At 68.6% G+C, this 23,671-nt stretch carries 20 protein-coding genes and 1 pseudogene; 10 read left to right on the top strand and 11 right to left on the bottom strand.

Annotated elements, in window-relative coordinates; translation table 11 throughout:
• The first annotated feature begins 182 nt into the window (after nt 1–182).
• Complete coding sequence (locus CCO03_RS11185) at nt 183–1,934, top strand: monovalent cation:proton antiporter-2 (CPA2) family protein (protein WP_087281081.1); 1,752 nt, start codon at nt 183–185, stop codon at nt 1,932–1,934.
• A gap of 73 nt (nt 1,935–2,007) precedes the next feature.
• The gene (locus tag CCO03_RS11180) at nt 2,008–2,478 is read left to right on the top strand and encodes a GNAT family N-acetyltransferase (RefSeq protein WP_087281079.1); all 471 of its coding nucleotides are present in this window, start codon (nt 2,008–2,010) and stop codon (nt 2,476–2,478) included.
• A gap of 78 nt (nt 2,479–2,556) precedes the next feature.
• Here the strand turns inward: CCO03_RS11180 and CCO03_RS11175 are convergent, their stop codons facing one another.
• From CCO03_RS11175 to CCO03_RS11145, 7 genes are all read right to left on the bottom strand, one after another.
• Nucleotides 2,557–2,832 carry a septum formation initiator family protein gene (locus CCO03_RS11175; protein ID WP_087281077.1) on the bottom strand — a complete coding sequence of 92 codons (276 nt, stop codon included), beginning with the start codon at nt 2,830–2,832 and terminating at the stop codon, nt 2,557–2,559.
• Between the two features lie 92 nt (nt 2,833–2,924).
• Nucleotides 2,925–3,104, bottom strand: coding sequence for a hypothetical protein (locus CCO03_RS20685; RefSeq protein ID WP_335583018.1), 180 nt, complete (start codon nt 3,102–3,104; stop codon nt 2,925–2,927).
• 236 nt (nt 3,105–3,340) lie between these two features.
• Entirely contained in the window at nt 3,341–4,627 is a 1,287-nt protein-coding gene (gene eno, locus CCO03_RS11165; protein ID WP_087281072.1) for a phosphopyruvate hydratase, read from the bottom strand.
• Between the two features lie 155 nt (nt 4,628–4,782).
• The gene (locus tag CCO03_RS11160; protein WP_087281070.1) at nt 4,783–5,073 is read right to left on the bottom strand and encodes a DUF1330 domain-containing protein; all 291 of its coding nucleotides are present in this window, start codon (nt 5,071–5,073) and stop codon (nt 4,783–4,785) included.
• A 27-nt stretch (nt 5,074–5,100) separates the two neighbouring features.
• Complete coding sequence (kdsA, locus tag CCO03_RS11155) at nt 5,101–5,958, bottom strand: 3-deoxy-8-phosphooctulonate synthase (RefSeq protein WP_087281068.1); 858 nt, start codon at nt 5,956–5,958, stop codon at nt 5,101–5,103.
• Between the two features lie 84 nt (nt 5,959–6,042).
• Entirely contained in the window at nt 6,043–7,740 is a 1,698-nt protein-coding gene (locus CCO03_RS11150) for a CTP synthase (protein ID WP_087281066.1), read from the bottom strand.
• Between the two features lie 206 nt (nt 7,741–7,946).
• Nucleotides 7,947–8,879 carry a ketopantoate reductase family protein gene (locus tag CCO03_RS11145; protein WP_087284568.1) on the bottom strand — a complete coding sequence of 311 codons (933 nt, stop codon included), beginning with the start codon at nt 8,877–8,879 and terminating at the stop codon, nt 7,947–7,949.
• 388 nt (nt 8,880–9,267) lie between these two features.
• Between CCO03_RS11145 and CCO03_RS11140 the strand changes: the two genes are divergently transcribed.
• From CCO03_RS11140 to CCO03_RS11115, 6 genes are all read left to right on the top strand, one after another.
• On the top strand, nt 9,268–10,059 hold the full coding sequence (locus CCO03_RS11140; RefSeq protein ID WP_087284566.1) for an SDR family oxidoreductase: 792 nt from the start codon (nt 9,268–9,270) through the stop codon (nt 10,057–10,059).
• Between the two features lie 122 nt (nt 10,060–10,181).
• Nucleotides 10,182–10,631, top strand: a complete 450-nt coding sequence (locus CCO03_RS11135) for a PaaI family thioesterase (RefSeq protein ID WP_087281063.1) — start codon at nt 10,182–10,184, stop codon at nt 10,629–10,631.
• Nucleotides 10,632–10,775: 144 nt separating this feature from the next.
• Entirely contained in the window at nt 10,776–11,786 is a 1,011-nt protein-coding gene (locus CCO03_RS11130; RefSeq protein WP_087281060.1) for an NADP-dependent oxidoreductase, read from the top strand.
• A 139-nt stretch (nt 11,787–11,925) separates the two neighbouring features.
• Nucleotides 11,926–13,539 carry a gamma-glutamyltransferase family protein gene (locus CCO03_RS11125; RefSeq protein WP_087281058.1) on the top strand — a complete coding sequence of 538 codons (1,614 nt, stop codon included), beginning with the start codon at nt 11,926–11,928 and terminating at the stop codon, nt 13,537–13,539.
• A gap of 599 nt (nt 13,540–14,138) precedes the next feature.
• Nucleotides 14,139–15,119 carry a DUF2157 domain-containing protein gene (locus CCO03_RS11120; protein ID WP_087281056.1) on the top strand — a complete coding sequence of 327 codons (981 nt, stop codon included), beginning with the start codon at nt 14,139–14,141 and terminating at the stop codon, nt 15,117–15,119.
• Nucleotides 15,116–16,876 carry a GDYXXLXY domain-containing protein gene (locus tag CCO03_RS11115; protein ID WP_087281054.1) on the top strand — a complete coding sequence of 587 codons (1,761 nt, stop codon included), beginning with the start codon at nt 15,116–15,118 and terminating at the stop codon, nt 16,874–16,876. The genes CCO03_RS11120 and CCO03_RS11115 overlap by 4 nt, the downstream gene beginning before the upstream one ends.
• A gap of 333 nt (nt 16,877–17,209) precedes the next feature.
• On the opposite strand, the gene CCO03_RS11110 is transcribed toward CCO03_RS11115, so the two are convergent.
• From CCO03_RS11110 to CCO03_RS11100, 3 genes are read right to left on the bottom strand one after another with little or no spacing between them, the layout of a single operon-like run.
• Nucleotides 17,210–17,488 carry a DUF3325 domain-containing protein gene (locus tag CCO03_RS11110; RefSeq protein WP_087281051.1) on the bottom strand — a complete coding sequence of 93 codons (279 nt, stop codon included), beginning with the start codon at nt 17,486–17,488 and terminating at the stop codon, nt 17,210–17,212.
• A complete protein-coding gene (locus CCO03_RS11105) occupies nt 17,485–19,245 on the bottom strand; it encodes a PepSY-associated TM helix domain-containing protein (protein WP_087281048.1) in 1,761 nt (586 codons plus the stop codon). The genes CCO03_RS11110 and CCO03_RS11105 overlap by 4 nt, the downstream gene beginning before the upstream one ends.
• Nucleotides 19,242–19,544: a DUF3649 domain-containing protein gene (locus tag CCO03_RS11100; protein WP_087281045.1), complete on the bottom strand. Its 303-nt coding sequence runs from the start codon at nt 19,542–19,544 to the stop codon at nt 19,242–19,244. Before CCO03_RS11100 ends, CCO03_RS11105 begins: the two co-directional genes overlap by 4 nt.
• 389 nt (nt 19,545–19,933) lie before the next feature.
• Between CCO03_RS11100 and CCO03_RS11095 the strand changes: the two are divergent.
• Both CCO03_RS11095 and CCO03_RS11090 read left to right on the top strand, forming a co-directional pair.
• Nucleotides 19,934–22,578: pseudogene (locus tag CCO03_RS11095) on the top strand (YgiQ family radical SAM protein).
• A gap of 63 nt (nt 22,579–22,641) precedes the next feature.
• The gene (locus CCO03_RS11090; RefSeq protein WP_087281043.1) at nt 22,642–23,079 is read left to right on the top strand and encodes an acyl carrier protein; all 438 of its coding nucleotides are present in this window, start codon (nt 22,642–22,644) and stop codon (nt 23,077–23,079) included.
• A 59-nt stretch (nt 23,080–23,138) separates the two neighbouring features.
• Here CCO03_RS11090 and CCO03_RS11085 read toward each other — a convergent pair whose 3' ends face one another.
• On the bottom strand, nt 23,139–23,390 hold the full coding sequence (locus tag CCO03_RS11085) for a DUF4282 domain-containing protein (RefSeq protein ID WP_087281041.1): 252 nt from the start codon (nt 23,388–23,390) through the stop codon (nt 23,139–23,141).
• Nucleotides 23,391–23,671: the final 281 nt, after the last annotated feature.

The raw sequence follows: 23,671 nt of genomic DNA, 5'->3' as shown, positions 1-23,671 counted from the left end.
CATGATGTGGTGGCAAGTGGGAGATGGGTATGCGGTGATGTCCGTTTGTTGAAGATCGGTGATGGGCCCATACTGCGTTCAGTTACCTTCTTTTGCAAAGCCACGTCCACCCGATCGGGAGGTGGCACCGGGCCGCTGCCGATCTCCCTTCACAATCGCGGGCATTGTTGTGAGGGGATGGCATGAGTGCGGCATCGACATCGGTTGATTTGGGCCACGTGGTGGCCTTGTTGGGGGCGGCCGTGGTGGCCGTGCCGCTGTTCAAGCGCCTGGGGCTGGGCACGGTGCTGGGCTACCTCGCCGCAGGCGTGGTCATCGGGCCGTTCGGCCTGCGCCTGTTCCAGGATCCGCAGGCCATCCTGCACACGGCCGAGCTGGGCGTCGTCATGTTCCTCTTCGTGATCGGGCTGGAGATGCGGCCCTCGCACCTGTGGAGCCTGCGGCGCGACATCTTTGGCCTGGGCAGCCTGCAGGTGGGCGCGTGCGCGCTGGTGTTGACCCTGCTGGGCCTGGCGGTGGGGCTGACGCCGGCGGTGGCCTTCGTCTGCGGCATGGGCTTTGTGCTGACGTCCACCGCCATCGTGATGCAGATCCTGAGCGAGCGCGGCGACGTGGCGCAGACGCGCGGGCAGAAGATGGTGTCCATCCTGCTGTTCGAAGACCTGCTCATCGTGCCGCTGTTAGCCTGGGTGGCTTTTGTGGCGCCGCCGCAGGCTGGTGCGGCCCAGGGCTCGCGCTGGGTGGCGGTCGCCATGGGCGTGGGCGCGGTGCTGCTGCTGCTGGCGGTGGGGCGCTGGCTGCTCAACCCCATGTTCCGAGTGCTGGCCAATGCCAAGGCGCGCGAGGTGATGACCGCCGCGGCCTTGCTGGTGGTGCTGGGTGCGGCGCTGCTCATGCAGGTGGGGGGCTTGTCCATGGCCATGGGCGCCTTCCTGGCGGGCGTGCTGCTGTCCGAGTCGGCCTACCGGCACCAGCTCGAGGCCGACATCGAACCGTTTCGCGGCTTGCTGCTGGGCTTGTTCTTCCTGGGCGTGGGCATGTCGCTGGACCTGACGGTGGTGGCGCAGTACTGGCAGCAGGTGGTGCTGGGCGTGCTGGTGATGATGGCCGTCAAGGCCCTGGGGGTGTATGGCGTGGCGCGGCTGACGCGCAGCAGCCATGCCGACGCGCTGGACCGCGCGGTGCTGATGGCGCAAGGGGGCGAGTTCGCGTTCGTGCTGTACACGACGGCGGTGTCCGAGCGGGTGATCTCTGCCCAGACCGGGGCCGTGATGACGGCCATCGTGGTGCTGTCCATGGCGCTCACGCCGGTGGTGCTCATCGCGATGAAGCGATTGCAAGGCACGGTGGCGCCGTCCATGGACGGCGTGGCGCCGGCCGAAAACCTGTGCGGCAAGGTGCTGTTGATCGGCTTCGGCCGCTTTGGCCAGATCGTGAGCCAGGGCGCGATTGCCCGCGGGGCCAGCATCGCCATCATCGACGCCGATGCCGAGGCCGTGCGCGATTCCAACCGCTACGGCTTCCAGGTGTACTTTGGCGACGGCAGCCGGCTGGATGTGCTGCACGCGGCGGGTGCCGGCCAGGCGCGCGCCATCGTGGTCTGCGTGGACGACGCCGAAGCCGCCACGCGCATCACCGAGCTGTGCAAGCAGAGCTTTCCGCAGGCCCAGGTGCTGGTGCGGGCCTGGGACCGCGAGCATGCCCTGGCGCTGGTGCAGGCGAATGCGGACTACGTGATCCGCGAGACCTTCGAGTCGGCCCTGGCCATGGGGCGCGAGACCGTGATTGCCCTGGGCGCCACCTCCGACGAGGCCGATGCCTGGATGGCCGAGCAGCGCGAGCGCGACAGCGCGCGGTTTGCCCTGGAGATGGCCGGCGGTCGATTTGCGGGGCGCGACCTGCTCTACTTCAACCGCCCTTCCGAGCCCTCTTGAGGCGTCGAAAGGCCACGGGCTGGGGGGAGACGCCCCCTCAGGTTTCACGGGTTTTTCAGTGAAGACAGACCGCATGAACAGGACCACGCTGACATTTCGCCCGGCCACGCCGGATGACGCCTCCTTGTGCATCAGGATCCGAGGGCTGACGCGAGAAAATGCATTCTCCGCAGCAGATTTGCGTGCACTCGGCATCACCGCCGAGTCCTGGAGCAGGGGTATCCAGGATGGCAGTTGCCCCGGCTTCGTGGCCTGCATGGAGGGCCAGATGATTGGCTACTGCTTTGGCGACAGGGATACCGGCGAGATCGTGGTGTTGGCCCTGCTTCCCGCGTACGAAGGCCAAGGAATCGGCAAGGCCCTGCTGGCGATGATGGTTGAAAGCCTCGGGCGTCGAGGATTCCAGCGCCTGTTCTTGGCGTGTTCCAGCGATCCGAACGTTCGGTCCTACAGCTTCTATCGCCACCTGGGATGGCGGCCAACCGGGGAAAAGGACGCGTCAGGCGACGATATTCTCGAATTGTCGGTCCACCAGGCTGGATGACAGGCCTTTGGCCCTGCGGTCATCCGCCCATGAAAAACGGACCGAGAGGTCCGTGGGCAGGTGTGGGTGTGCATGCGGTCAGCGCGCAATCTGCACGAGGATTTCATTGGGCTTGACCATGCCCAGCTCGATGCGGGCCTTTTCCTCCACCGTTTCCAGGCCGTCGCGCAGGTCGGACAGCTCGGAAGCCAGCTGGTCATTGGCCAGCTGCATCTTGGCGTTGGCGGCCAGCTGCGCATGCAGCCGCCGTTGCAGGTCGCTGGAGGTGGGCAGACCACCGCGCGTGAACCAGAGCTGGCCCAGGATGATGGCCAGCGCCGAAATCAGGACCACGAAGACGATGCGGTTGACCATGGGTGCGATGGAGGTACAGGCGGCCCGGCAGGCCGCCGGCGCATTGGAGCGTAATTGTAGGGCGTGAAGACGGCCTGCACGCGTTGAAGCGCCTACACGACGTCAGAAGGTGTATCGGGCCGTGACTTTGATGGCACGTGGCTCGCCGTCGACATCCGTGCCCATTCGGTCGAATGGCCGATGGCGCGGTACACCTTGTCGAACAGGTTGCTGATGTTGAGCTGGATGCCGGCTCCCGGCGCCAGGCGGTAGCCGACGATCAGGTCGGCCATGGCATGGGCACCTTGCTGGTTGCGCCAAGCCACACCCGCCGTGGTGTCCGTGTTGCAGAGACGGTTTTGCCACTGCACGCCGCCGCCGACACGCCATTGCCGCAGGTCGCCCCCGAACTGGTACAGGGTGGAGAGCTTGAGGATGTTCTGCGGGGCTGGTGTTGGTGGAGAAGCGTTGGCCGACGTGGTGTGCCCTGCGCAACAGGCCGGGGTGGTCCCGGCCAGGAGGCTCTGCGTCAGCGCAGGTTGTAAAACGCGTCGCGGCCCGGGTACACGGCCACGTCGCCCAGGTCTTCCTCGATGCGCAGCAGCTGGTTGTACTTGGCCATGCGGTCCGAACGCGAGAGCGAGCCGGTCTTGATCTGGCCGGCGTTCAGGCCCACGGCGATGTCGGAGATGGTGCTGTCTTCGGTTTCGCCCGAGCGGTGCGAGATGACGGCCGTGTAGCCGGCGCGCTTGGCCATTTCGATGGCGGCGAAGGTCTCGGTCAGCGTGCCGATCTGGTTGATCTTGATCAGGATGGAATTGGCGATGTGCTTGTCGATGCCTTCCTTCAGGATCTTGGTGTTGGTCACGAACAGGTCGTCACCCACCAGCTGCACCTTGTCGCCCAGCTTCTCGGTCAGCAGCTTCCAGCCGTCCCAGTCGCCTTCGGCCATGCCGTCTTCGATCGAGATGATGGGGTACTTGTCGCACCAGGTGGCCAGCATGTCGGTCCATTGCTGGGCCGTCAGCTTCAGGCCGCCTTCGCCTTCCAGCACGTACTGGCCGTCCTTGTAAAACTCAGAGGCGGCGCAGTCCAGGGCCAGCACGATGTCCTGACCCGGCGTGTAACCGGCGGCCGTGATGGCGTCCAGGATCAGCTGAATCGCGGCTTCGTGGTTCTCGACCGACGGTGCAAAGCCGCCTTCGTCGCCCACGGCCGTGCTCATGCCCTTGCCGTCGATGATCTTCTTGAGGGCGTGGAACACCTCGGCACCGTAGCGCAGGGCTTCGCGGAAGGTGGGCGCGCCCACCGGAATGATCATGAACTCCTGCAGGTCCAGGCTGTTGTTGGCATGGGCGCCGCCGTTGATCACGTTCATCATGGGCACGGGCAGCTGGTTGCCGTTCATGCCGCCGAAGTAGCGGTACAGCGGCAGGCCTGATTCCTCGGCCGCGGCGCGGGCCACGGCCATGGACACCGCCAGCATGGCGTTGGCGCCCAGGCGGCTCTTGTTGTCGGTGCCATCCAGGTCGATCAGGGTCTTGTCCAGGAAGGCTTGCTCGGCGGCGTCCAGGCCCAGCACGGCTTCGCTGATTTCGGTGTTGATGTGCTCGACGGCCTTGAGCACGCCCTTGCCGAGGTAGCGGCTCTTGTCGCCGTCGCGCAGCTCGATCGCTTCGCGCGAGCCGGTCGAGGCGCCCGAGGGCACGGCGGCACGGCCCATCACGCCGCTTTCCAGCAGCACGTCACATTCCACGGTCGGGTTGCCGCGGCTGTCCAGGACCTCGCGTCCAACGATGTCTACGATTGCGCTCATGGGAGAACCTTTCTTGAGATGCTTGGAGAACTTGAAAATAAAGGGGTATCGCCGCGCTTGCGTCAGTCAATCAACGCGAGTGGGCGCATACCCATGTCATGTCGGGATTACGCCGGGCCGGCGCGCGGCCGGCGGCCAGGGGTGATTTTCGCAGCTCAGGTGCCTTCCACGCACAGCAGGCGCATGACCGCTGCCCCCTGGCGCGCCGCCTTGGCGCGTTGGTATTCGGCCGAATGGTAGAAGTCTCGTGCCGCCTGCAGGCTGGCGAACTTCAGCACCACCAGGCGCTCGGGCGTCCAGTCGCCCTCCATCACCTCGATCTGGCCGCCGCGCACGCACACCTCGGCGCCGTGCACGCGCATGGCCTCGGTGCTCCAGCGCCGGTAGTCCTCGTACTGCTCGGGGTCGGTCACGGTGACCCAGGCCATCACGTAGCCGCTTGCCATGGGGTGTCCTTTGAACGGGGGAGGGACTCAGGCCTCGAAGTGGGCTTCGAGGAAGCCGGCGCGCTTGGTCACGGCGTCCAGCGCCTGCAGCGATTCCAGCAGCGCCTTCATGTGCTTGAGCGGCACCGCGTTGGGGCCGTCCGACAGCGCATGATTGGGGTCGGGGTGGGTTTCCATGAACAGGCCCGCCACGCCGACGGCGACGGCCGCACGGGCCAGCACGGGCACCATTTCGCGCATGCCGCCGCTCGACGTGCCCTGGCCGCCGGGCAGCTGCACGCTGTGGGTGGCGTCGAACACCACCGGGGCGTTCGTCTCGCGCATGATGGCCAGCGAGCGCATGTCGCTCACGAGGTTGTTGTAGCCAAAGCTGGCACCGCGCTCGCAGGCCATGAAAGCGTCGGTTTCCAGGCCTTTTTCTGCGGCCGCGGCGCGCGCCTTGTCGATGACGTTCTTCATGTCGTGCGGGGCCAGGAATTGCCCCTTCTTGATGTTCACCGGCTTGCCCGACTGGGCGCAGGCGCGGATGAAATCGGTCTGGCGGCACAGGAAGGCGGGCGTCTGCAGCACATCGACCACGGCGGCCACGGCCGGGATCTCGGCTTCGGTGTGCACATCGGTCAAGATGGGCACGTTCAGCTCGCGCTTGACCTTGGCCAGGATCTCCAGACCTTTGTCCATGCCGGGACCGCGGAAGCTGGTGCCCGAGCTGCGGTTGGCCTTGTCGTAGCTGCTTTTGAAGATGAAGGGGATGCCCAGCGCCGCCGTCATCTCCTTGAGCTGGCCCGCCACGTCCATTTGCAGTTGCTCGGACTCGACCACGCACGGGCCGGCGATGAGGAAAAACGGCTGGTCCAGGCCTGCCTTGAAATCGCAGAGTTTCATGATCGGCTACTCAAGATGCATGGGTGGAGTATGGGGTGGTTGCCGTTGGTTCGCAAACGGCAATCCGCCCATACTGTCTATTGGTCAGGCCAGGCCCACGTTGTCCTGCCGGGCTTCCAGCCCGACCGGCTTGCCCGCGGCCTGGCGCTGCGCCATGGCAGCGGCGATGAAGGCGTTGAACAACGGGTGGCCGGCCCAGGGCACGGACTTGAACTCGGGGTGGAACTGCACGCCGATGAACCAGGGATGGACGCTGGTGGGCAGCTCGACGATCTCGGTCAGCTGCTCGCGTTGCGTGAGGGCCGAGATGACCAGGCCGGCCGCGCGCAGCTTGTCCAGGTAGGTCACGTTGGCTTCGTAGCGGTGGCGGTGGCGCTCGGTGACCACGTCGCCATAGATGCTGTGGGCCAGCGTGCCGGCGGCCACGTCCGAGCTTTGCGCCCCCAGGCGCATGGTGCCGCCCAGGTCCGAGCTTTCGGTGCGCTTTTGGATGCTGCCGTCGGCGTCCTTCCACTCGGTGATCAGCGCGATCACGGGCTCGGGCGTGCGCGGGTCGAACTCGGTCGAGTTCGCGTGCTTGAGGCGCGCGACGTGGCGGGCGAACTCGATGGTGGCGACCTGCATGCCCAGGCAGATGCCGAGGTAGGGCACCTTGTGTTCCCGGGCAAAGCGCGCGGTCGAGATCTTGCCTTCCACGCCCCGCACGCCAAAGCCGCCGGGCACCAGGACGCCGTCGTACTTGCCCAGCAAGGCAATGGCGTCGTCGTCCGAGATCGTTTCCGAGTCGATGTGGGTGATGTTCACGCGCACGTGGTTGTGCATGCCGGCGTGCTTGAGGGCTTCGTTCACCGACTTGTAGCTGTCGGACAGCTCCACGTACTTGCCCACCATGGCGATGTCGACCTCGCCCTGCGGGTGCTCGGTCTCGTGCACCAGGTCGTCCCAGCGCTTGAGGTCGGCCGGCTTGGTGTTCAGGCGCAGCTTGTCGCAGATCAGGCCGTCCAGGCCTTGCTCGTGCAGCATGCGGGGCACCTTGTAGATGGTGTCCACGTCCCACATGCTGATCACGCCCCATTCGGCCACGTTGGTGAACAGCGAGATCTTCTCGCGCTCTTCCTCGGGCACGGCGTACTGGGCGCGGCACAGCAGCGCGTCGGGCTGGATGCCGATCTCGCGCAGCTTTTGCACCGTGTGCTGCGTGGGCTTGGTTTTCAGCTCGCCGGCCGTCTCGATCCACGGCAGGTAGGTCAGGTGCACAAAGGCCGAGTTGTTCAGGCCCAGCTTGAGGGCCAGCTGGCGCACGGCCTCGAGGAAGGGCAGGGACTCGATGTCGCCCACCGTGCCGCCGACCTCGCAGATGGCCACGTCCACGGCGTCCTGCGTGCCGATGCCGGCGCCGCGCTTGATGTACTCCTGGATCTCGTTGGTGACGTGCGGGATGACCTGCACCGTCTTGCCCAGGTAGTCGCCGCGACGCTCTTTCTCGAGCACGCTCTGGTAGATGCGGCCCGTGGTGAAGTTGTTCGCCTGGCGCATGCGCGTTTCGATGAACCGCTCGTAATGGCCCAGGTCCAGGTCGGTTTCGGCGCCGTCGTCGGTCACGAAGACCTCGCCATGCTGGAAGGGCGACATGGTGCCTGGATCCACGTTGATGTAGGGATCGAGCTTGATGAGGGTGACTTTGAGGCCGCGCGATTCAAGCAAGGCGGCCAAGGAGGCGGAGGCGATCCCTTTGCCCAGGGAAGACACCACACCACCGGTGACGAAGACGAATTTGGTCATTTCGCGTACGGACAGCGCAGGGTGTCCGCGGGGTGGGAAATGGCGATTGTATCGGAGGCCTGTGACGGTGCTGGAACCGCCCCCGGCGTCGTCCCTGGCGCCCGTTGACTGCAACACGTGCCCTTCAAAGTACCCCTTTGTGACGCATCAAGCCTGCTTGAGGGCTGCCGAGCAGCATTGCGGCGGCGCTGATCGCACGCCGTGGCTCAGCCCTGAGCCGCGCGCTCGCGCAGACGCACCAGCGTCCACATCGTGCGGTTGACGGGCGTGGACACGCCCAGCGCCGCGCCGCGCTGCACCACGTAGCCGTTCAGGTGGTCGATCTCACTGGGTTTGCCGCGTGCCAGGTCTTGCGCGGTGGACGAGCGCTGCCCCGGCATGGTCTGCGCGATGGCCCGAACGCCCGCGTGCACGTCGCTGGGAAACACCACGCCATCGGCCTCGGCCACGGCCAGGCATTCGGCCACCAGGTCGGCGATGACCTCGGGCGTGCCCGGCTGCTGCACCAGCCAGCCGTAGGGCTGCTGCGTCAAGGCCGAGAGCGCGTTGTAGGCGCAATTCATCACCAGCTTGGCCCACAGCGTGCCGCGCACGTTGTCCGACACCTCGGTGGGGATGCCGGCGGCCGTGAACTCGCGCGCCACGCGCTCGCTCAGCGGCGACGGCGCGATGGCCAGCTCGCCGCGTCCGAAGTGCTGCACGTGGCCGGGTCCGGCCATGGCCGTGGCGACGTAGACCACGGCCGCGGCCACGGGGTGCGCAGGTCCCAGCACAGCGCGCGCACGCGCGTCGTTGTCCACGCCGTTCTGCAGCGTGAGCACCAGGGCTCCGGCTTGCAGGTGCGGCTTGAGCTGCGCGGCCGTGGCCTCGGTGTCGCCCGATTTGACGCACAGCAGCACCACGTCGGCGTCGCGCACGGAGCTGGCCTCGGTGCTGGCGGCCAGGGGGATGTGCACATCCTCGGTGCTGGTCTGCAGGCGCAGGCCGCGGTCGGCAATGGCTTGCACATGCGCGGGGCGGCCGATCAGCGTGACGGCGTGGCCGGCCCGTGCGAGCAGGGCGCCGAAGTAGCACCCGACGGCACCGGCGCCCATGACGCCGATGCGAAGCGGGTGAGCCGTGGAAAAGGAAGTCGACATGGCCAATCCAGGTTGTGGGGGTGAACGGCGACCCGCCAACGCAGGCGCTGGGCGAGCCGAAAGCGCAGTGAGCCGTCATGGCAGGTAGCCGGGATGGGTCAAGACGGCGCCGGGGCGCGGCCAGCCATTGTCGTTGCGTGTCGGATCGCGTGTCGGGCGCCGGTGTCGCCGGGCTGTAACGGCCAGGGGCACCATGCGGCGCGGGGGCATCTGCCAGAAGCCCGGCCTGTTGGAGGGCTTGCCGATGGCCTGCGCGGTGGCCCCTGGGCACCGCGCGCAGATGCCTGCGGCACTCGGGTGGCCGCGGCGCTTGCCTAGAATGGCCGCCGAGCCAGGCGCCCATGCCCTGCGCCGACCTGTGACGCCCGCCTTTCCGGAGACCTTGTTCATGACGCGTACCGTGCAGCAGCTGTTTGATTTGACGGGCAGAACCGCCCTGGTGACCGGGGGCTCGCGCGGCCTTGGCCTGCAGATGGCCCAGGCGTTGGGCGAAGCGGGTGCCAAGGTCATGCTGTCGGCGCGCAAGGCCGATGAACTGGAACACGCCGTGCAGCAGCTGCAGGCCGCCGGCATCGATGCGCGCTGGTGCGCCGCCAACTGTGCCGATCCGGCCGATGTGACGCGCCTGGCCGACGAGGCGCTGGCGCGCCTGGGGCCGCTGGACATCCTGGTCAACAACGCCGGCGCGTCGTGGGCCGCGCCGGCCGAGGATCTGCCCCTGGACGCCTGGGACAAGGTCATGAACCTCAACGTGCGAGGCTACTTCCTGCTGGCCCAGCAGGTGGGCAAGAAATCCATGATCCCGCGCCGCAAGGGCGCCATCGTCAACGTGGCCTCGATCGCCGCGTTGGGTGGCAACCCGGCCGGGCTCAACATGCTGGCCTACAACACCTCCAAGGCTGCGGTGCTGAATTTCTCGCGCACATTGGCGACCGAGTGGGGCCACCACGGCATCCGCGTGAACGCCATCTGCCCCGGCTTCTTCCCCACCAAGCTCACGCATGGCGCCATCGAGAACATGGGCGCCGACAAGATGGCCGCCGGCACGCCGCTGGGCCGCCTGGGCGGCGACGAGGACCTGAAGGGCGCGGTGCTGCTGCTGGCTTCCGACGCCGGCCAGCACATCACCGGCCAGGGTCTGGTGGTCGACGGGGGCGTCAGCGCCGTCGTGGGCGGCTGATGATTTGAGGAGTATGGCTGTGCTCGCGTTTCATCTGAAACGACAGCTGGCCCATACTGCATGATGTTCATGCGCGGTTTCGTGTGCCGCCAACCACGCGCTGTTGTTGCAGAAGTACACCCATGAGCTTGAATTTTGGTGCCTCCATCCCGTTCGTGAACCTGCTGGGCTTCACGCTGGAAAAGTTCGATGGCGGCGAGTCGGAAATGCATTTCGAGGTGCTGCCCCAGTACATGAACACCTACCAGGTGGCGCATGGCGGCGCGGTCATGACGCTGATGGACGTCTCCATGGCCACGGCCGCGCGCTCGCTGCGGCTGGATTCGGGGGTGGTCACCATCGAGATGAAGACCAGCTTCATGCGGCCGGGCTTGCCCGGCGCCACGGGCAAGCTGGTCGCCAAGGGCCGGGTGGTGCACCACACCAAGAGCATGGCCTTCGTCGAATCGCACATCTACAACGGCGACGGCGACCTGTGTGCACAGGGCAGCGGCACCTTCCGCTACGTCAACCGCAACGATGGCGTGGTGTTCAACGGCGCCGGCAAGCCGGTGGACCCGCCCACCGATTGAGGCCTGCCAGGGCGCGCGGCGTGGTGCCATGCGCCGCTGCTTCTCCTTGCTGGCTTTGGGGTATGCGGTAAATCCCGTTTGATAATCGACGGCGAATGGCCCATACTGTGCGTCGATCGAGTCGCAGTGCAACCAGGAGACCTCATGACCCTCAACCGCCAGATCATCCTCGCCAGCCGTCCGGACGGCGCGGCCAGTGCCGACAACTTCAAGCTGCAGGAAGCCCCCTTGCCGCCGCTGGCAGAGGGCGAGGTGCGCGTGCGCCACCACTACCTGAGCCTGGATCCCTACATGCGCGGGCGCATGAACGACTCCAAGAGCTACACCGCACCGCAGGCCCTGGGCGAGCCCATGGGCGGCGGCACCGTGGGCGAGGTGGTCGAGTCGCGGTTCGAGGGCCTGGCGCCCGGCGACCGCGTGCTGGGCCATGGCGGCTGGCAGGAGTGGAGTCAGCTGCCCGGCAAGGCCTGGACCAAGCTGCCCACCGATGACGCCGTGCCGCTGTCGTACTACCTGGGCGCCGTGGGCATGCCCGGCGTGACGGCCTGGGTGGGCCTGAACGAGATCATCCAGCCCAAGGCCGGCGACACGGTGCTGGTCAGCGCGGCCAGTGGCGCCGTGGGCAGCGCCTTTGCTGCGCTGGCCAAGGCGCGCGGCTGCCACACGGTGGGCATTGCCGGCGGCCCCGAAAAATGCGCCTATGCCGAGCAGGAGCTGGGCTTCGACGTGTGCGTGGACTACCGCCCGCATGCCGATGCCCAGAGCCTGTCGAAGGCCCTGAAAGCGGTGTGCCCGAACGGCGTCGAAGGCTATTTCGAGAACGTCGGCGGCATGATCATGAACGCCGTGCTGCCGCGCATGAACGCGTTCGGCCGCATCGCGCTGTGCGGCCTCATCGCCGGCTACGACGGCGCGCCCACGGCCATCGACAACCCCAGCCTGTTCCTCATCCAGCGGCTGAAGATGCAGGGCTTCATCGTCAGCGAATTCCCCAAGAGCTGGGCGCCGGCCCTGAAAGAGCTGGGCGACCTGGTCAAGGCCGGCAAGCTGCGCCCGCGCGAAACCGTGGCCCAGGGGTTGGAGCATGCGCCCGAAGCCTTCTTCGGCATGCTCAAGGGCAAGAACTTCGGCAAGCAGCTGGTCAAGCTGATCTGAGCCGGGCTGCCGCACGTCACGCTGGCGTGCGGCGAATCCAGGGGCAGGACGTGGCGGCTGGCATTGAACGCTGGCGCGGCGTCCTGCTTTTTTCTGGGGTGGCCTGACGCGGACACCTCTCACCCTCCAAGGAGCACCCATGTCCCAGCCCCTGCCGATGTTGGCCCGTCAGCCGGTGCTGGCGCGCAATGCCGTGGCCTGTTCGCAACCGCTGGCGGCCCAGGCGGGTGCGCGGGCGCTGATGCGGGGCGGCAACGCCATCGACGCGGCGCTGGCGGCGGCCATCTGCCTGACCGTGGTCGAGCCGGTGATGAACGGCATCGGCGGCGATGCCTTTGCGCTGGTCTGGGACGGCCAGGCGCTGCATGGGCTCAACGCCTCGGGCCGGGCGCCGGCGGCCTGGTCGCCCGAGCGCTTTGCCGGCCTGTCGGCCATGCCGCGCCTGGGCTGGGACAGCGTGACCGTGCCCGGCGGCGTGTCGGCCTGGGTGGCGCTGTCCGAACGCTTTGGGGCGCTGCCGTTTGACCAGCTGTTCGACGACGCCATGCGCCACGCCCGCGAGGGGTTTCCGGTCAGCCCCGTCATCGCGCGCCAGTGGGCGCAGTCGGTGGTCGATCTGGCGGGCCAGCCGGGCTTCGAGGCCTTCACGCTGGCGGACGACCAGGGCCGGCCGCGCGCGCCGCGCGTGGGCGAGCTGTGGCGCCTGCCGGACCAGGCCGACACGCTGGCCGAGATTGCCGCCACGCGGGGCGAGAGCTTTTACCGCGGCCGGCTGGCCGGTGCCATGGTGGCGTGGGCTGCGCAGCACGGCGGCGCGCTGGCGCTGGCCGACCTGGAGGGGCACCGGCCCGAATGGGTGCAGCCGATTGCGCTGCCCTTTGCCGGCCACGAGGTGCATGAAATCCCGCCGAATGGCCAGGGCCTGGCGGCCTTGATGGCGTTGGGCCTGTTGGCGCACTTGCCCCATGCGCAGACGGCGCCGGGCTCGGCCGCGCGCATGCACCTCGAGATCGAGGCCATGCGCCTGGCGTTTGCCGACCTGCACACGCACGTGGGCGACCCCGCACACATGCGCCACACGCCGGCCGAGCTGCTGGCCCCGGCCTACCTGAAGGCGCGTGCGGCGCTGATCGACCCGGCGCGCGCCGGCACCCACGCGCCCGGCGCCCCGCCGTCGGGCGGCACGGTCTACCTGTGCACGGCCGATGCGGACGGGCGCATGGTGTCCTTCATCCAGTCGAACTACAAAGGCTTTGGCTCGGGCGTGGTGGTGCCGGGCACGGGCATTGCGTTGCACAACCGCGGCATCGGCTTCGTCACCACGCCGGGCCACGTGAACCAGGTGGCCGGGGGCAAGCGGCCGCTGCACAGCATCATCCCGGCCTTCGTCACGCGGGGCGGCCAGCCGGTGATGGCGTTTGGCGTGATGGGCGGCAACATGCAGGCCCAGGGCCACGTGCAGATGGTGCTGCGCCATCTGCTGGAAGGGCGCAACCCGCAGGCGTGCTCGGATGCGCCGCGCTGGCGCATCGACGACGCGGGGCAGCTCATCCTCGAGGCCACCGTGCCCACCGCCGTGGTGGACGGTTTGCGCGAGCTCGGCCACCGGCCCACGGTGATGCCGGCCGACAGCCTGGACTTCGGCAGTGCCCAGCTCATCGCGCGCCTGCCTGCCGACCAGGCCGGTACCGCCTTGCCGGTGTACGCCGCCGGTTCCGATCACCGCCGCGATGGGCTGGCGCTGGGCGTGTGAGCACACGGCACGGTGTGCATGGGATGGTGAAGGGGTAGGGTATCGCTCATTTATCGATGATTGGATGACAAGAGTGGAGTGATACTGGCTGATTGTTGGCGGTGCTGTTCAAAGCGATTTGCCGGTGTACGCCGCCGGTTCCGATCACCGCCGCGATGGGCTGGCGCTGGGGGTGTGAGCACACGGCACGCTGCGCATGAGATGGTGATGGGGTGGGGTATCGCTCATTTGTCGATGATTGGATGACGAGCGTGGGGTGATGCTGATGGTTGTTGACAGTGATACCGTTCAAGGCGATGGCGCCCGGTCGGCGGCGTGATCGTGCGGCTGTGGGCCGTGCCTGGTGCAGCCTTCGCCTGTGTGGCATGTGCCGTGGCCGGCTTGCGGTAGGCCGGCGCGGCATGTGTTTGGCCCAGGCCGTGCTGGCCGTGCTGTGGCGCCGAGCGTGCGAAGGCCAGGGCCGCCACGTCGGTGCCGTGGTGTGCGCCCGCCGGTATCACCAGTGCGCCACGCTGCCGCGCGCGGCCAGCCAAGCCGGCGCGTGCCGCTAGAGTCGGGGCTGACCGGATCATGGCCCGCTCGGGGCCGAGGAGGAGCCCTTGGACGAACACCTGTACCGCGCCGCGCAGGCGGCCCACCCTGATGCGAGGGCGCCGCTGTACCGGCTGGCGACACGCCCACCCGAGGCCCTGGCCAGCCTGCTGGCGCGGGGGCTGGCGCTGGTGGCGGCCTTGCTGCTGGGCTGCGGCCTGATTTTCTGGATCGCCGCCAACTGGCAGGCGCAAACGCGGGGGTTCAAGCTCGGCCTGATCGAGGCGGCGCTGGCCGTCTGCGTGCTGGCCGCCATCGCCTGGCCGCGCGCGCGCACGGCGGCCCTGCTGGCTGCGGGCCTGATGCTCGGCGGGCTGCTGGCGTTCGTCGGGCAGACCTACCAGACCGGCGCCGACGCCTGGCAGCTGTTCGCCGCCTGGGCCGGCTTGCTGCTGGTCTGGACCCTGACCCAGCGCAGCGACTTGCTGTGGACGCTGTGGGTGCTGGTGGCCGGCCTGGGGCTGACGTTCTGGAGCGGCCGCGGGGACGAGTGGCTGTGGTTCTCGGATGCCCTGCAGCCCAGTCAGATCGCCGCCATGGTGGGCTGGCTGCTGCTGGCTGGGGTGCCGTGTGCCGTGGCCAGCCTGCCCTGGACGCGCCTGCCCGGCGGCCTGGGCCGCGTGTCGTGGCGCGTGGCCAGCGCCATCGCCCTGGCCAACTGGACGACATTTGGCGTCCTGGCGCTGGTCTGGGGCGCCAGCCGCAGCGGGCTGGCGGTGCTGGCTGGGGGGCTGATCGGCGTGCTGGGCCTGCTGGCCTGGCAATCGCGTTGGCGCGATGGCGTGGTGCTGGCCCTGGCCGCGCTGGCCTTGAACGTCATGGTGTGGACTTGGCTGGCCGAGGCGGTGCTGTCCCTCGATTTTGGCGTGGGCGGGTTCGCCGTGCTCACGCTGCTGGCCATGCTGGGGCTGGGCGGCTCGGCCAGCTGGCTGATGCAGGTGCAGCGTGGCTGGGCGCGCCAGGCCGATCACGCACAGGAGGTCGCATGAACACGCCGCACACATCGCCGCACGCCGGGCAGGGGCTGAACGCGCCCGCCGCTGCGGGGCTGAGAACGCCGATGCCGGCCTGGTGGGCTCAGGCCCAGGCCCAAGGCTGGGTGACCGGCTCACCGAGCGGTGCTGCCTCACCGCAGGACGAAGAGCCTTCCGCCTGGCTGGTGGGCGTGCTGATGGTGGGGGCGCTGCTGTGCATGCTCAGCGCCATGGGCTTGCTGGCGCTGCTGCTGCAAGACCTGCTGATTTCGGGCCTGGCCTGGGGGCTGGCGCTGCTGCTGTGGGGCGCGAGCGTGGCGGTGATGCGGGCCGGCCCGGCGCTGTTCGTCCAGTGCCTGGCGGTGGTCGGTGTGGCCACGGGGTCGGTCTGGCTGGGCGTGCTGGTGGGCGATGCGGCGCACGGCCCGGTGGGCTGGCCGTGGCTGCTGGCGGGCGTGGCGCAGGCAGCGCTGCTGGGGTTGACGGCGCTGGCGGTGCGGCCGCGCTGGGTGCAGCAGCTGTGCGGCGTGGCGGCCGCCGCTTGGCTGGTGCTGGGCGTGCTGGTGGCGCTGGCCGTGAGCCGCGAGGCCCTGCTGGCGCCCTGGGCACCCGTGATCCTGACGGGCCTGGTGCTGCTTTGGGGCTTGTGGATGGCGCGCGAATCCGCGTGGGCCGCCAGCCCGCAGGGGGCGACGTGGGCCGCGCTGGGCGAGGGCATGGCGGATGGCCTGCTGGGCGCCGTGGTGGTGCTGGCCAGCGTGCTCGACTGGCTGGGCGGAAGCGCCTCCGCCACGGTGGCCACCACGGCATCGTCCCGCCAGGGGATGGCGGTGCAGGCCCTGGGCTTGGGCGCGGTGGTGCTGGTGTTCGGCCTGGCCTTGCTGCGGCGCTGGCGCGGCGATGCCGTGCCCAACACCCGCGGTGCGCGTTGGCAGCCCCTGGCCGGGCTGGCGGTGGGCCTGGCCACGGCGGCGAGTGCCGCCATGCCGTGGATGGCGCCGGTCGCCCTCATGGCCGCGAGTGCCGCTATGCGGGCGCGCTGGCGCCTGCTGGGGGCCTGCGGCGTGGTGGCGCTGGTGGTGTTGAGCCGGTTCTATTACGCGCTGAGCTGGTCGCTGGCGACCAAGGGCGCGGTGATGGCGGGCGTGGGTCTGGCGCTGGCCCTGGTGCTGCTGGCCTTGCGGGCGCGGTGGCGGCAGGTGCCCGCAGCCGCGGACGCAGCGCGCACACCCGCAGCCGGCCGCACGGGCCATCGCCTGGGATGGGCGGGCGTGGTGCTGGGCGCTGTGCTGTGCCTGGGGCTGGTCAACCTCGACGTGTGGCGCAAGGAGCAGGTCGTCCAGCACGGCGAGGCCATCTGGGTGCCGCTGGCGCCGGTGGACCCGCGCTCGCTCATGCAGGGCGATTACATGGACCTGCGCTTCGACATCCCGCCGTCGGTGCTGAAAGACCTGGAGGCGCCCGGCATGGCCCTGAGCAGCTGGGCCGACGTGGTGGTGACGCTGGATGCCCGGCAGCGCGCCACGGTGCAGCGCCTGGCCCAGCCGGACGAGGCCTTGGCGGCGAACGAGCGGCGCATGCCGCTGAAGCGGCTGAAGGGGCGCTGGACCCTGGTGACCGACGCCTACTTTTTCCCGGAAGGCGGGGCAAAGCCCTTTGAAGCGGCGCGCCTGGGTGAATTCCGCGTGTTGCCCGATGGCCGGGCGCTGCTGGTGGGATTGAGCGACGCGAACGGTCAGCCCATCCACGCGCCGGCCGACCTGCGGCGATGATTCCGTTCACGCCTCGCTTGCAGTGCCCCCGCTTCAGTGGCTGGTCTGTAAGCCCTTGGGATGACGTGTTCATGACGTTCGCCTGATGTGCACACCGGTCTTTCCGGAGTCGGCTCGGGCGTTGGGAGGACGTCGGCTGGCGCTACGCGCCGTCTGCTTCACAGCCGGCTGTGTCGTCGATCGGCGAGTCCATGGCCATCCCCCAGCGCCCAAATCGCCCCACCGATGCACCCGATGGCGGGTGCAAGCAGGGTCATGGATTCCCAGGCAGTATGGAGCGATTCCCGTTTATTTTTGAACGAGAATGGCTGCATACCCATGGTGAAGGTGTTGTCAGGCTTTGCGCCTGTCCCAGGCGATCAAGCCCAGCATCACCAGCGCGGCGCTGAAGCTGATGTGGCCACACCAGGCCACCAGGCCCAGGGCCCAGCCCTGCGCCTGCACGGCAAGGGCCAGCGAACCGGTCAGCGCCGCCCAGCCGCCGCTGCGCAGCAGCCGCGTCAGGCTGGCCGGCAGCTCGCGCCCGAAGAGGTCGGACTGTTGCCGGTCCATGGCCAGGGCCAGCAAGGCGAAGGCCACCAGCGACACCAGGGCGATGAGCACATGCGTCATGGCGCGGCCTCCTTCAAGGCCAGCTCGCCTGCCGGCAAGGCCGGGTTGGGCATCTGGGGCGCGGGCGTCGGCGCGGCAGGCGCGGCAGGCGCGGCGCGGCCGGTCGGGCCGGTGGGGCTGACTGGGCGTTTCGCTGTGGGCCGCACGGGCCGTGCCTTGGGTCGGTGGCGCGCCGTGCGCAGGGCCAGCGCCACGTGCAGCAGCGCCAGGGCGAAGAGCGTCAGCTCCAGGCCACCAAAGACCCAGTCCCCGCTGGCCAGGCTGCGCCACAGCGGGCGGTCGGTGGTCAGGGCATTCACCACCGGCAGCAGGGCCAACACGGCGGCGCCGGCCCACAGCAGCTCGATCCAGGCGCGCTTGGCGGGTCGCACCAGCGCCCACACCAGCGTGGCGCCCCAGACGGCGAAGAAGGCATTCACCTCGGCCACGCCGCGCTGGCCCAAGTCCAGCGGCAGCAGGCGGTTGGCCCACAGCATGCCGGCCATGGCGATGCTCAGGCCGGCGATGGCGGCGATGTTCAGCCGCTCGACCAGCCAGAAGCCGAAGTAGGGCTTGTCGGGGTCGGGCAGCTTGGCGCGGCGCTTCACCGTCCACAGCACCAGGCCGGTGCCCACCATGGCCGTGCCGGCCAGGCTGACCAGGAAATACAGCCAGCGCACCACGGGGTCGGCAAAGTGGCCCAAGTGCAGCGCGACCATGACGCCACGCGTCTCGGCGGCGCCGCCCGAACCCTGGTCGGTGGCCTGCAGCAGGCGGCCTGTGCTGCCCTCGAAATGCATGAACTGCGTGGTCGTCGACACGCGCTCTTCCGAGCCGCGCGTGATGGTGACGCGGGCATTGGCATCGCCGGGGTTGGCCACGGTCACGCGGCCCAGGTTGTCGCGGCCCCAGCGGGCCTGGGCCTGGCGCACCATGTCGGCGATGGGGGCCAGCTCCGCGAGCTCGCCACTGGGCTTGACCTGCGGCGGCTGCGAGAAGATGGTGCGCTGGGCTGCCTGGCGCTCGGCCGGGGTGGTGTAGGCCGCGTTCTGGCCCCACGGCATGTACATCAGCATCAGCGTGACCAGCCCGGTGTAGGTGATCATGGCGTGGAAGGGCAGGCCGAAGACGGACAGCGCGTTGTGCGCGTCCAGCCAGCTGCGCTGGCCCTTGCCCCAGCGGAAGGTGAAGAAGTCGATGAAGATCTTCTTGTGCGTGATCACGCCGGAGACGATGGCCACCAGCATGAACATGGCGCAGAAGCCGGCCAGCCAGCGGCCCCAGAGCACCGGCATGTAGTGGAACTGGAAGTGGAAGCGGTAGAAGAAGTCGCCGCCCCGCGTTTCACGCGACTTGACCGTGTCGCCCGTGGCGGGATCGAAGGTGGCGTTGCCGAAGGCGCCGCGCCGGCCTTCCTGGGCGCCGGGTTTGCGCCAGAAGGCGCTGGCGATGTTGCTGCGCGCGTCGGGCAGGCTGAAGCTCCATTGCGGACTGTCCGGGGCCAGCGTCTGCAGCTGCTGCACCACGCGGGTCGCGACCAGCGCCGGGTCGGGCACGGTGCTCTGGTGGGCCAGCTCGGGGCGCATCCACTGCGAGATTTCTTCCTTGAAGTAGCTCACGGTGCCCGTCAGGAACATGACATAGAGCAGCCACCCCACGAGCAGCCCGGCCCAGATGTGCAGGTCGGACATGGTCTGACGGATGCCGGGCGCCTTCTTGGCGGCTTTTTGAGGCGCAGCGGCGGCTGGCCGGGTCACGGCGGAATCCTGCGCGCTCATGGGGTCACCGTCCACGCGATCAGGCCCAGCGGCAAGGCGGCCGCCACCAGGCCAAGCCAGGCGCGGGTGGCCGAGCGCACCGCAAACACCCAGATCACGGCGCCGGCATAGACCGCAAAGCTGGCCAGCATGCCGGTCAAAACGGCCTGCGGCGTGGCCATGGGCAGGGCCAGGGCTGCCACGCTGCTCAACGCCGCCAGGGCATAACCGCCGAACAGGGCGGCAACGATGCGCGAAGCCAGAGGCCCCACGCTGCGAATCCGTGCGAGCGTGGCGCCCAGCGCGTGTGTGGTGTTCATCGGATGGATCAAGGAGACAGGCCGGGCGGACGCGCGAGGCGTGACCCACTGCGCAGCGAGGCGGCGGCCGGGCCGGTGGAAAACGATGATTGCAAATGAGAATGGTTATTATATGCATCAATTCCCCACGCGCCACGGGTCTTGTGGCGCCGGGTGGCGCGGTGCACGCGCGCTTGTGGTGCGGCCGGGCAGGGCAGGCAGGTGTGGTGGCCGGCCCGTCAGGGCGCTCTGTACGGGTTTGCCCGGGGCGGTGCTGGCACGCCTGAGGTGACGGCAGGCAGTACGCATGCCTCGCCGTTTTTGCACCATCGCAGGCTCGGCGATACCCCGATCGCACGCAAAACGGCTTGCGCCTTTAAAATCACCGGTTCCGCCCTCGAGAGCCCCGCATGAACGCCCCCATCGACGTTTCGCAATTTCCGCGCAACGCCAAACCCCTGACCTCTTACCGGCCTTACTGGGCCAAGCGCTTCGGCACCGCGCCATTCCTGCCCATGAGCCGGGCCGAGATGGAGCAGCTGGGCTGGGACTCGTGCGACGTCATCCTGGTGACGGGCGATGCCTACGTGGACCACCCCAGCTTCGGCATGGCGGTGATCGGCCGCGTGCTCGAGGCCCAGGGCTTTCGGGTGGGCATCATCGCCCAGCCCGACTGGCACAGCGCCGAGGCCTTCAAGGCGCTGGGCAAGCCCAACCTGTTCTGGGGGTGACGGCGGGCAACATGGATTCCATGATCAACCGCTACACGGCGGATCGGAAGATCCGCAGCGACGACGCCTACACCCCGGGCGACGTGGGCGGCAAGCGGCCGGACCGTGCGGCCATCGTCTACTGCCAGCGCGCCCGCGAGGCGTACAAGGACGTGCCCATCATCCTGGGCGGCATCGAAGGCAGCCTGCGCCGCATCGCGCACTACGACTACTGGAGCGACAAGGTGCGCCGCTCGGTGGTGGTGGACAGCAAGTGCGACCTGGTGCTGTACGGCAACGCCGAGCGCGCGCTGGTGGAGGTCGCCCACCGCCTGGCGCGGCGCGAGCCGGTGAGCCAGATCACCGATGTGCGCGGCACGGCCTTCGTGCGCCGCCACCTCGACGACTCGGCGCAGGGTTGGGTCGAGATCGATTCCACCGAGGTCGACATGCCCGGTCGCGTGGACGAGCACGTGAACCCCTACACGCCCATCGGCATGCAGAACGAGGCCCGGCCAGGCCAGGCAAGGCCTGGCGAGGCCGCGTCGATGGCGGGATCGGCGTGCGCGTCGTCCAGCGCGGCAGGTGGGGCCAGTGGGCAGGGCGCACCCGACCTCAGCACGCCGCAGCCCATCCGCTTCGTGCCCAACCCCAGCCTGCAGCACAAGCTGCGCGCCGACCGCGACCACACGGTGATCCGGCTGCCGAGCTACGAGCAGGTCAAGTCCGATCCGGTGCTCTATGCCCACGCCAACCGCGTGCTGCACCTGGAGACCAACCCCGGCAACGCGCGTGCGCTGGTGCAGGCACACGGCGAGGGCACCACGGCGCGCGACGTGTGGATGAACCCGCCGCCCATCCCGCTGACCACGGCCGAGATGGACTGGGTGTTCGACCTGCCGTATGCGCGCAGCCCCCACCCGGTATACGCCGACTCGCAAGGCCGGCACGACGGCGACACCAAGATACCCGCCTGGGAGATGATTCGCTTCTCGGTGAACATCATGCGCGGGTGTTTCGGCGGCTGCACGTTCTGCTCGATCACCGAGCACGAGGGCCGCATCATCCAAAGCCGCTCCGAAGACTCCATCATCCGCGAGCTGGAAGACATCCGCGACAAGGTGTCGGGCTTCACCGGCGTGGTGTCCGACCTTGGCGGGCCGACAGCCAACATGTACCGGCTGGGTTGCCGCAGCCCCGAGATCGAATCGGCCTGCCGCAAGCCCAGCTGCGTGTACCCCGGCATCTGCCCCAACCTGACGACCAACCACGACCCGCTGATCAAGATCTACCGCCGCGCGCGCGCGCTCAAGGGCGTCAAGAAGATCCTGATCGGCTCGGGCCTGCGTTACGACCTGGCCGTGCAGTCGCCCGAGTACGTCAAGGAGCTGGTGCAGCACCACGTGGGCGGCTACCTCAAGATCGCGCCCGAGCACACCGAGACCGGACCGCTGTCCAAGATGATGAAGCCCGGCATCGGCAGCTACGACCGCTTCAAGCAGATGTTCGAGCAGTACAGCGCCGAGGCGGGCAAAAAGCAGTTCCTGATCCCGTACTTCATCGCCGCCCACCCCGGCACCAGCGACGAAGACATGATGAACCTCGCCGTCTGGCTGAAGAAGAACGGCTTTCGCGCCGACCAGGTGCAAACCTTCTACCCCAGCCCCATGGCCACGGCCACGGCGATGTACCACAGCACGCGCAACCCGCTGCACCGCATCCACCGCAAGGCCAAGACGGCCGATGAAACCGTGGACGTGGTCAAGGGCGAACGCCGCCGCCGCCTGCACAAGGCCTTTTTGCGCTACCACGACCCCAACAACTGGCCGCTGCTGCGCGAGGCCCTCAAGGCCATGGGCCGGGCCGACCTGATCGGCAACGGCAAGCAACACCTCATCCCGACCTTCCAGCCGCTGGTCGACGGTGCCTACACCAGCGCGCGCAAGAAAAACAGCACGACCGGCACCGGCCAGGCCGCGCGCGCCGTCGTCTCGCAGCAGGGCAAGGCCCACGCCATGAACAAGGCCAAGGCTGCGCCCGTGCGTGGTGCCGATGGCGCCCGCGATGCGCGCGAGCCGCAGGGCGACGTGCGTTTTCGCCGCAGCGAGCCGGTGCCCGGCCGCCTGCTCACCCAGCACACCGGCTTGCCGCCGCGCGTGACCGGGTCGGGCCAGGGCGCGGCCGGCGGCACCGGATCCGCCTCGCGGTCCAGTCCGACCCGGCCAGGCGCGGCCCGACCAGGTCAGGCCAGGTCAGGCGCGGGGAGGCCAAGCCAAGCGCGGCCCGGCCTGGCGCGGCCCGGTGCCTCCGCAGCCCCCACCGGTGGTGCGCGCAAAAAGCGCTGAGCGAATGGCAGACCGGGCCATGAAGCGGGGGCTTCATGACCGACGCCTCGCCGGGGCCAGGGCTTGACCCGGTTCTGGCTCTCGGCACTGGCCGTGCTGGCCGTGATCGCGCTGCTGGTGCAGGCGATTCGTGGGCAACGGGCCCGGCAGCGGGCCCTGGCGCTGCTTGCAGGGCGTGAGCCCCGGACCTTGGCCGACATCCACGCCCACCGCTTTCGGCCGCAGGGCATCGCGCCCGAGGTGGTCGAGGGGGTCTGGCAGGTGCTGGCCACCGAGTTCGACATCGACCCGTCGCGGCTGCGCGCCGAGGACGCGTTTTCACAGCACCTGCGCGTGTTCTTCGACGGCGACTCGATGTTGGACGTGGAGATCGTGCTCGCCCTTGAAAAGCACTTTGCCATCGCCATCCGCGACGAGGAGGCCGAAGCCTTGCGCACGGTGGCGGACGTGGTGATGCTGGTGGCGCGCAAGACCAGCTCGGACGGTGATGCACACCGATGAGTGAAGGGGTATGCGGTTGATCCCATTTGTTGAACAACGGGAATGATCGCATACTGCCGTCACTTGCGGCGCAGCTCCTGCAGCGCGTCGTTCATCTTGAACAGCACGATCATCATCTCGCAGCCGATGCGCACGCCCAGTGCGCCGAACACGATGCCAAACAGGCCGCGCAGCAAGCTGCCGAGGCTGAAGCCGTAGGGCGCGAACATGCTGCCGACGCCCCCGATGACGATCGCCAGCAGGGCCAGCCAATACACCACGGTGATCAGCTTGGGGGTGAGCATCTCGTTGAAGGTCAGCAGGTCTTTCATGGGGGCTCCAGGGGCGCATTGGCGCCGGGTGAGATGGGAAACTGCGCGCGTCCGGCCCTGCCATCGGGCCATCGGACCACGGGCAATGGGTCACCAGACCGGGCCCACGCTCGGGTTACACGCGTTTCTGGGGTGTCAGGCCGCGCCGGCTCGCCGACGATGCCGCCGGCGCGGCATGCACTGCCCATTGTCACCCGACAAGATGACGGATCGTGCTCTGGCACGGTCACGAGTGACACGACCAACGACCTGCAAGACGCCGCGCGACCACATCGGACCCA

The sequence above is a fragment of the Comamonas serinivorans genome, assembly GCF_002158865.1.
Lineage (GTDB): Bacteria > Pseudomonadota > Gammaproteobacteria > Burkholderiales > Burkholderiaceae_C > Comamonas_E > Comamonas_E serinivorans.
The sequence above is the reverse complement of the archived record's forward strand: the minus strand, read 5'-3'. Positions and strand labels throughout refer to the sequence as shown.

Excerpts from the sequence above, each read along its gene's own strand:
- CCO03_RS11125 (WP_087281058.1), top strand. The coding sequence starts at position 11,926 with ATGTCCCAGCCCCTGCCGATGTTGGCCCGTCAGCCGGTGCTGGCGCGC.
- CCO03_RS20685 (WP_335583018.1), bottom strand. The coding sequence starts at position 3,104 with ATGGCCGACCTGATCGTCGGCTACCGCCTGGCGCCGGGAGCCGGCATC.
- CCO03_RS11100 (WP_087281045.1), bottom strand. The coding sequence starts at position 19,544 with ATGAACACCACACACGCGCTGGGCGCCACGCTCGCACGGATTCGCAGC.
- CCO03_RS11185 (WP_087281081.1), top strand. The coding sequence starts at position 183 with ATGAGTGCGGCATCGACATCGGTTGATTTGGGCCACGTGGTGGCCTTG.
- CCO03_RS11150 (WP_087281066.1), bottom strand. The coding sequence starts at position 7,740 with ATGACCAAATTCGTCTTCGTCACCGGTGGTGTGGTGTCTTCCCTGGGC.
- CCO03_RS11175 (WP_087281077.1), bottom strand. The coding sequence starts at position 2,832 with ATGGTCAACCGCATCGTCTTCGTGGTCCTGATTTCGGCGCTGGCCATC.
- CCO03_RS11180 (WP_087281079.1), top strand. The coding sequence starts at position 2,008 with ATGAACAGGACCACGCTGACATTTCGCCCGGCCACGCCGGATGACGCC.
- CCO03_RS11105 (WP_087281048.1), bottom strand. The coding sequence starts at position 19,245 with ATGAGCGCGCAGGATTCCGCCGTGACCCGGCCAGCCGCCGCTGCGCCT.
- CCO03_RS11130 (WP_087281060.1), top strand. The coding sequence starts at position 10,776 with ATGACCCTCAACCGCCAGATCATCCTCGCCAGCCGTCCGGACGGCGCG.
- CCO03_RS11135 (WP_087281063.1), top strand. The coding sequence starts at position 10,182 with ATGAGCTTGAATTTTGGTGCCTCCATCCCGTTCGTGAACCTGCTGGGC.
- CCO03_RS11140 (WP_087284566.1), top strand. The coding sequence starts at position 9,268 with ATGACGCGTACCGTGCAGCAGCTGTTTGATTTGACGGGCAGAACCGCC.
- CCO03_RS11145 (WP_087284568.1), bottom strand. The coding sequence starts at position 8,879 with ATGTCGACTTCCTTTTCCACGGCTCACCCGCTTCGCATCGGCGTCATG.
- CCO03_RS11160 (WP_087281070.1), bottom strand. The coding sequence starts at position 5,073 with ATGGCAAGCGGCTACGTGATGGCCTGGGTCACCGTGACCGACCCCGAG.
- CCO03_RS11085 (WP_087281041.1), bottom strand. The coding sequence starts at position 23,390 with ATGAAAGACCTGCTGACCTTCAACGAGATGCTCACCCCCAAGCTGATC.
- CCO03_RS11115 (WP_087281054.1), top strand. The coding sequence starts at position 15,116 with ATGAACACGCCGCACACATCGCCGCACGCCGGGCAGGGGCTGAACGCG.
- CCO03_RS11110 (WP_087281051.1), bottom strand. The coding sequence starts at position 17,488 with ATGACGCATGTGCTCATCGCCCTGGTGTCGCTGGTGGCCTTCGCCTTG.
- eno (WP_087281072.1), bottom strand. The coding sequence starts at position 4,627 with ATGAGCGCAATCGTAGACATCGTTGGACGCGAGGTCCTGGACAGCCGC.
- kdsA (WP_087281068.1), bottom strand. The coding sequence starts at position 5,958 with ATGAAACTCTGCGATTTCAAGGCAGGCCTGGACCAGCCGTTTTTCCTC.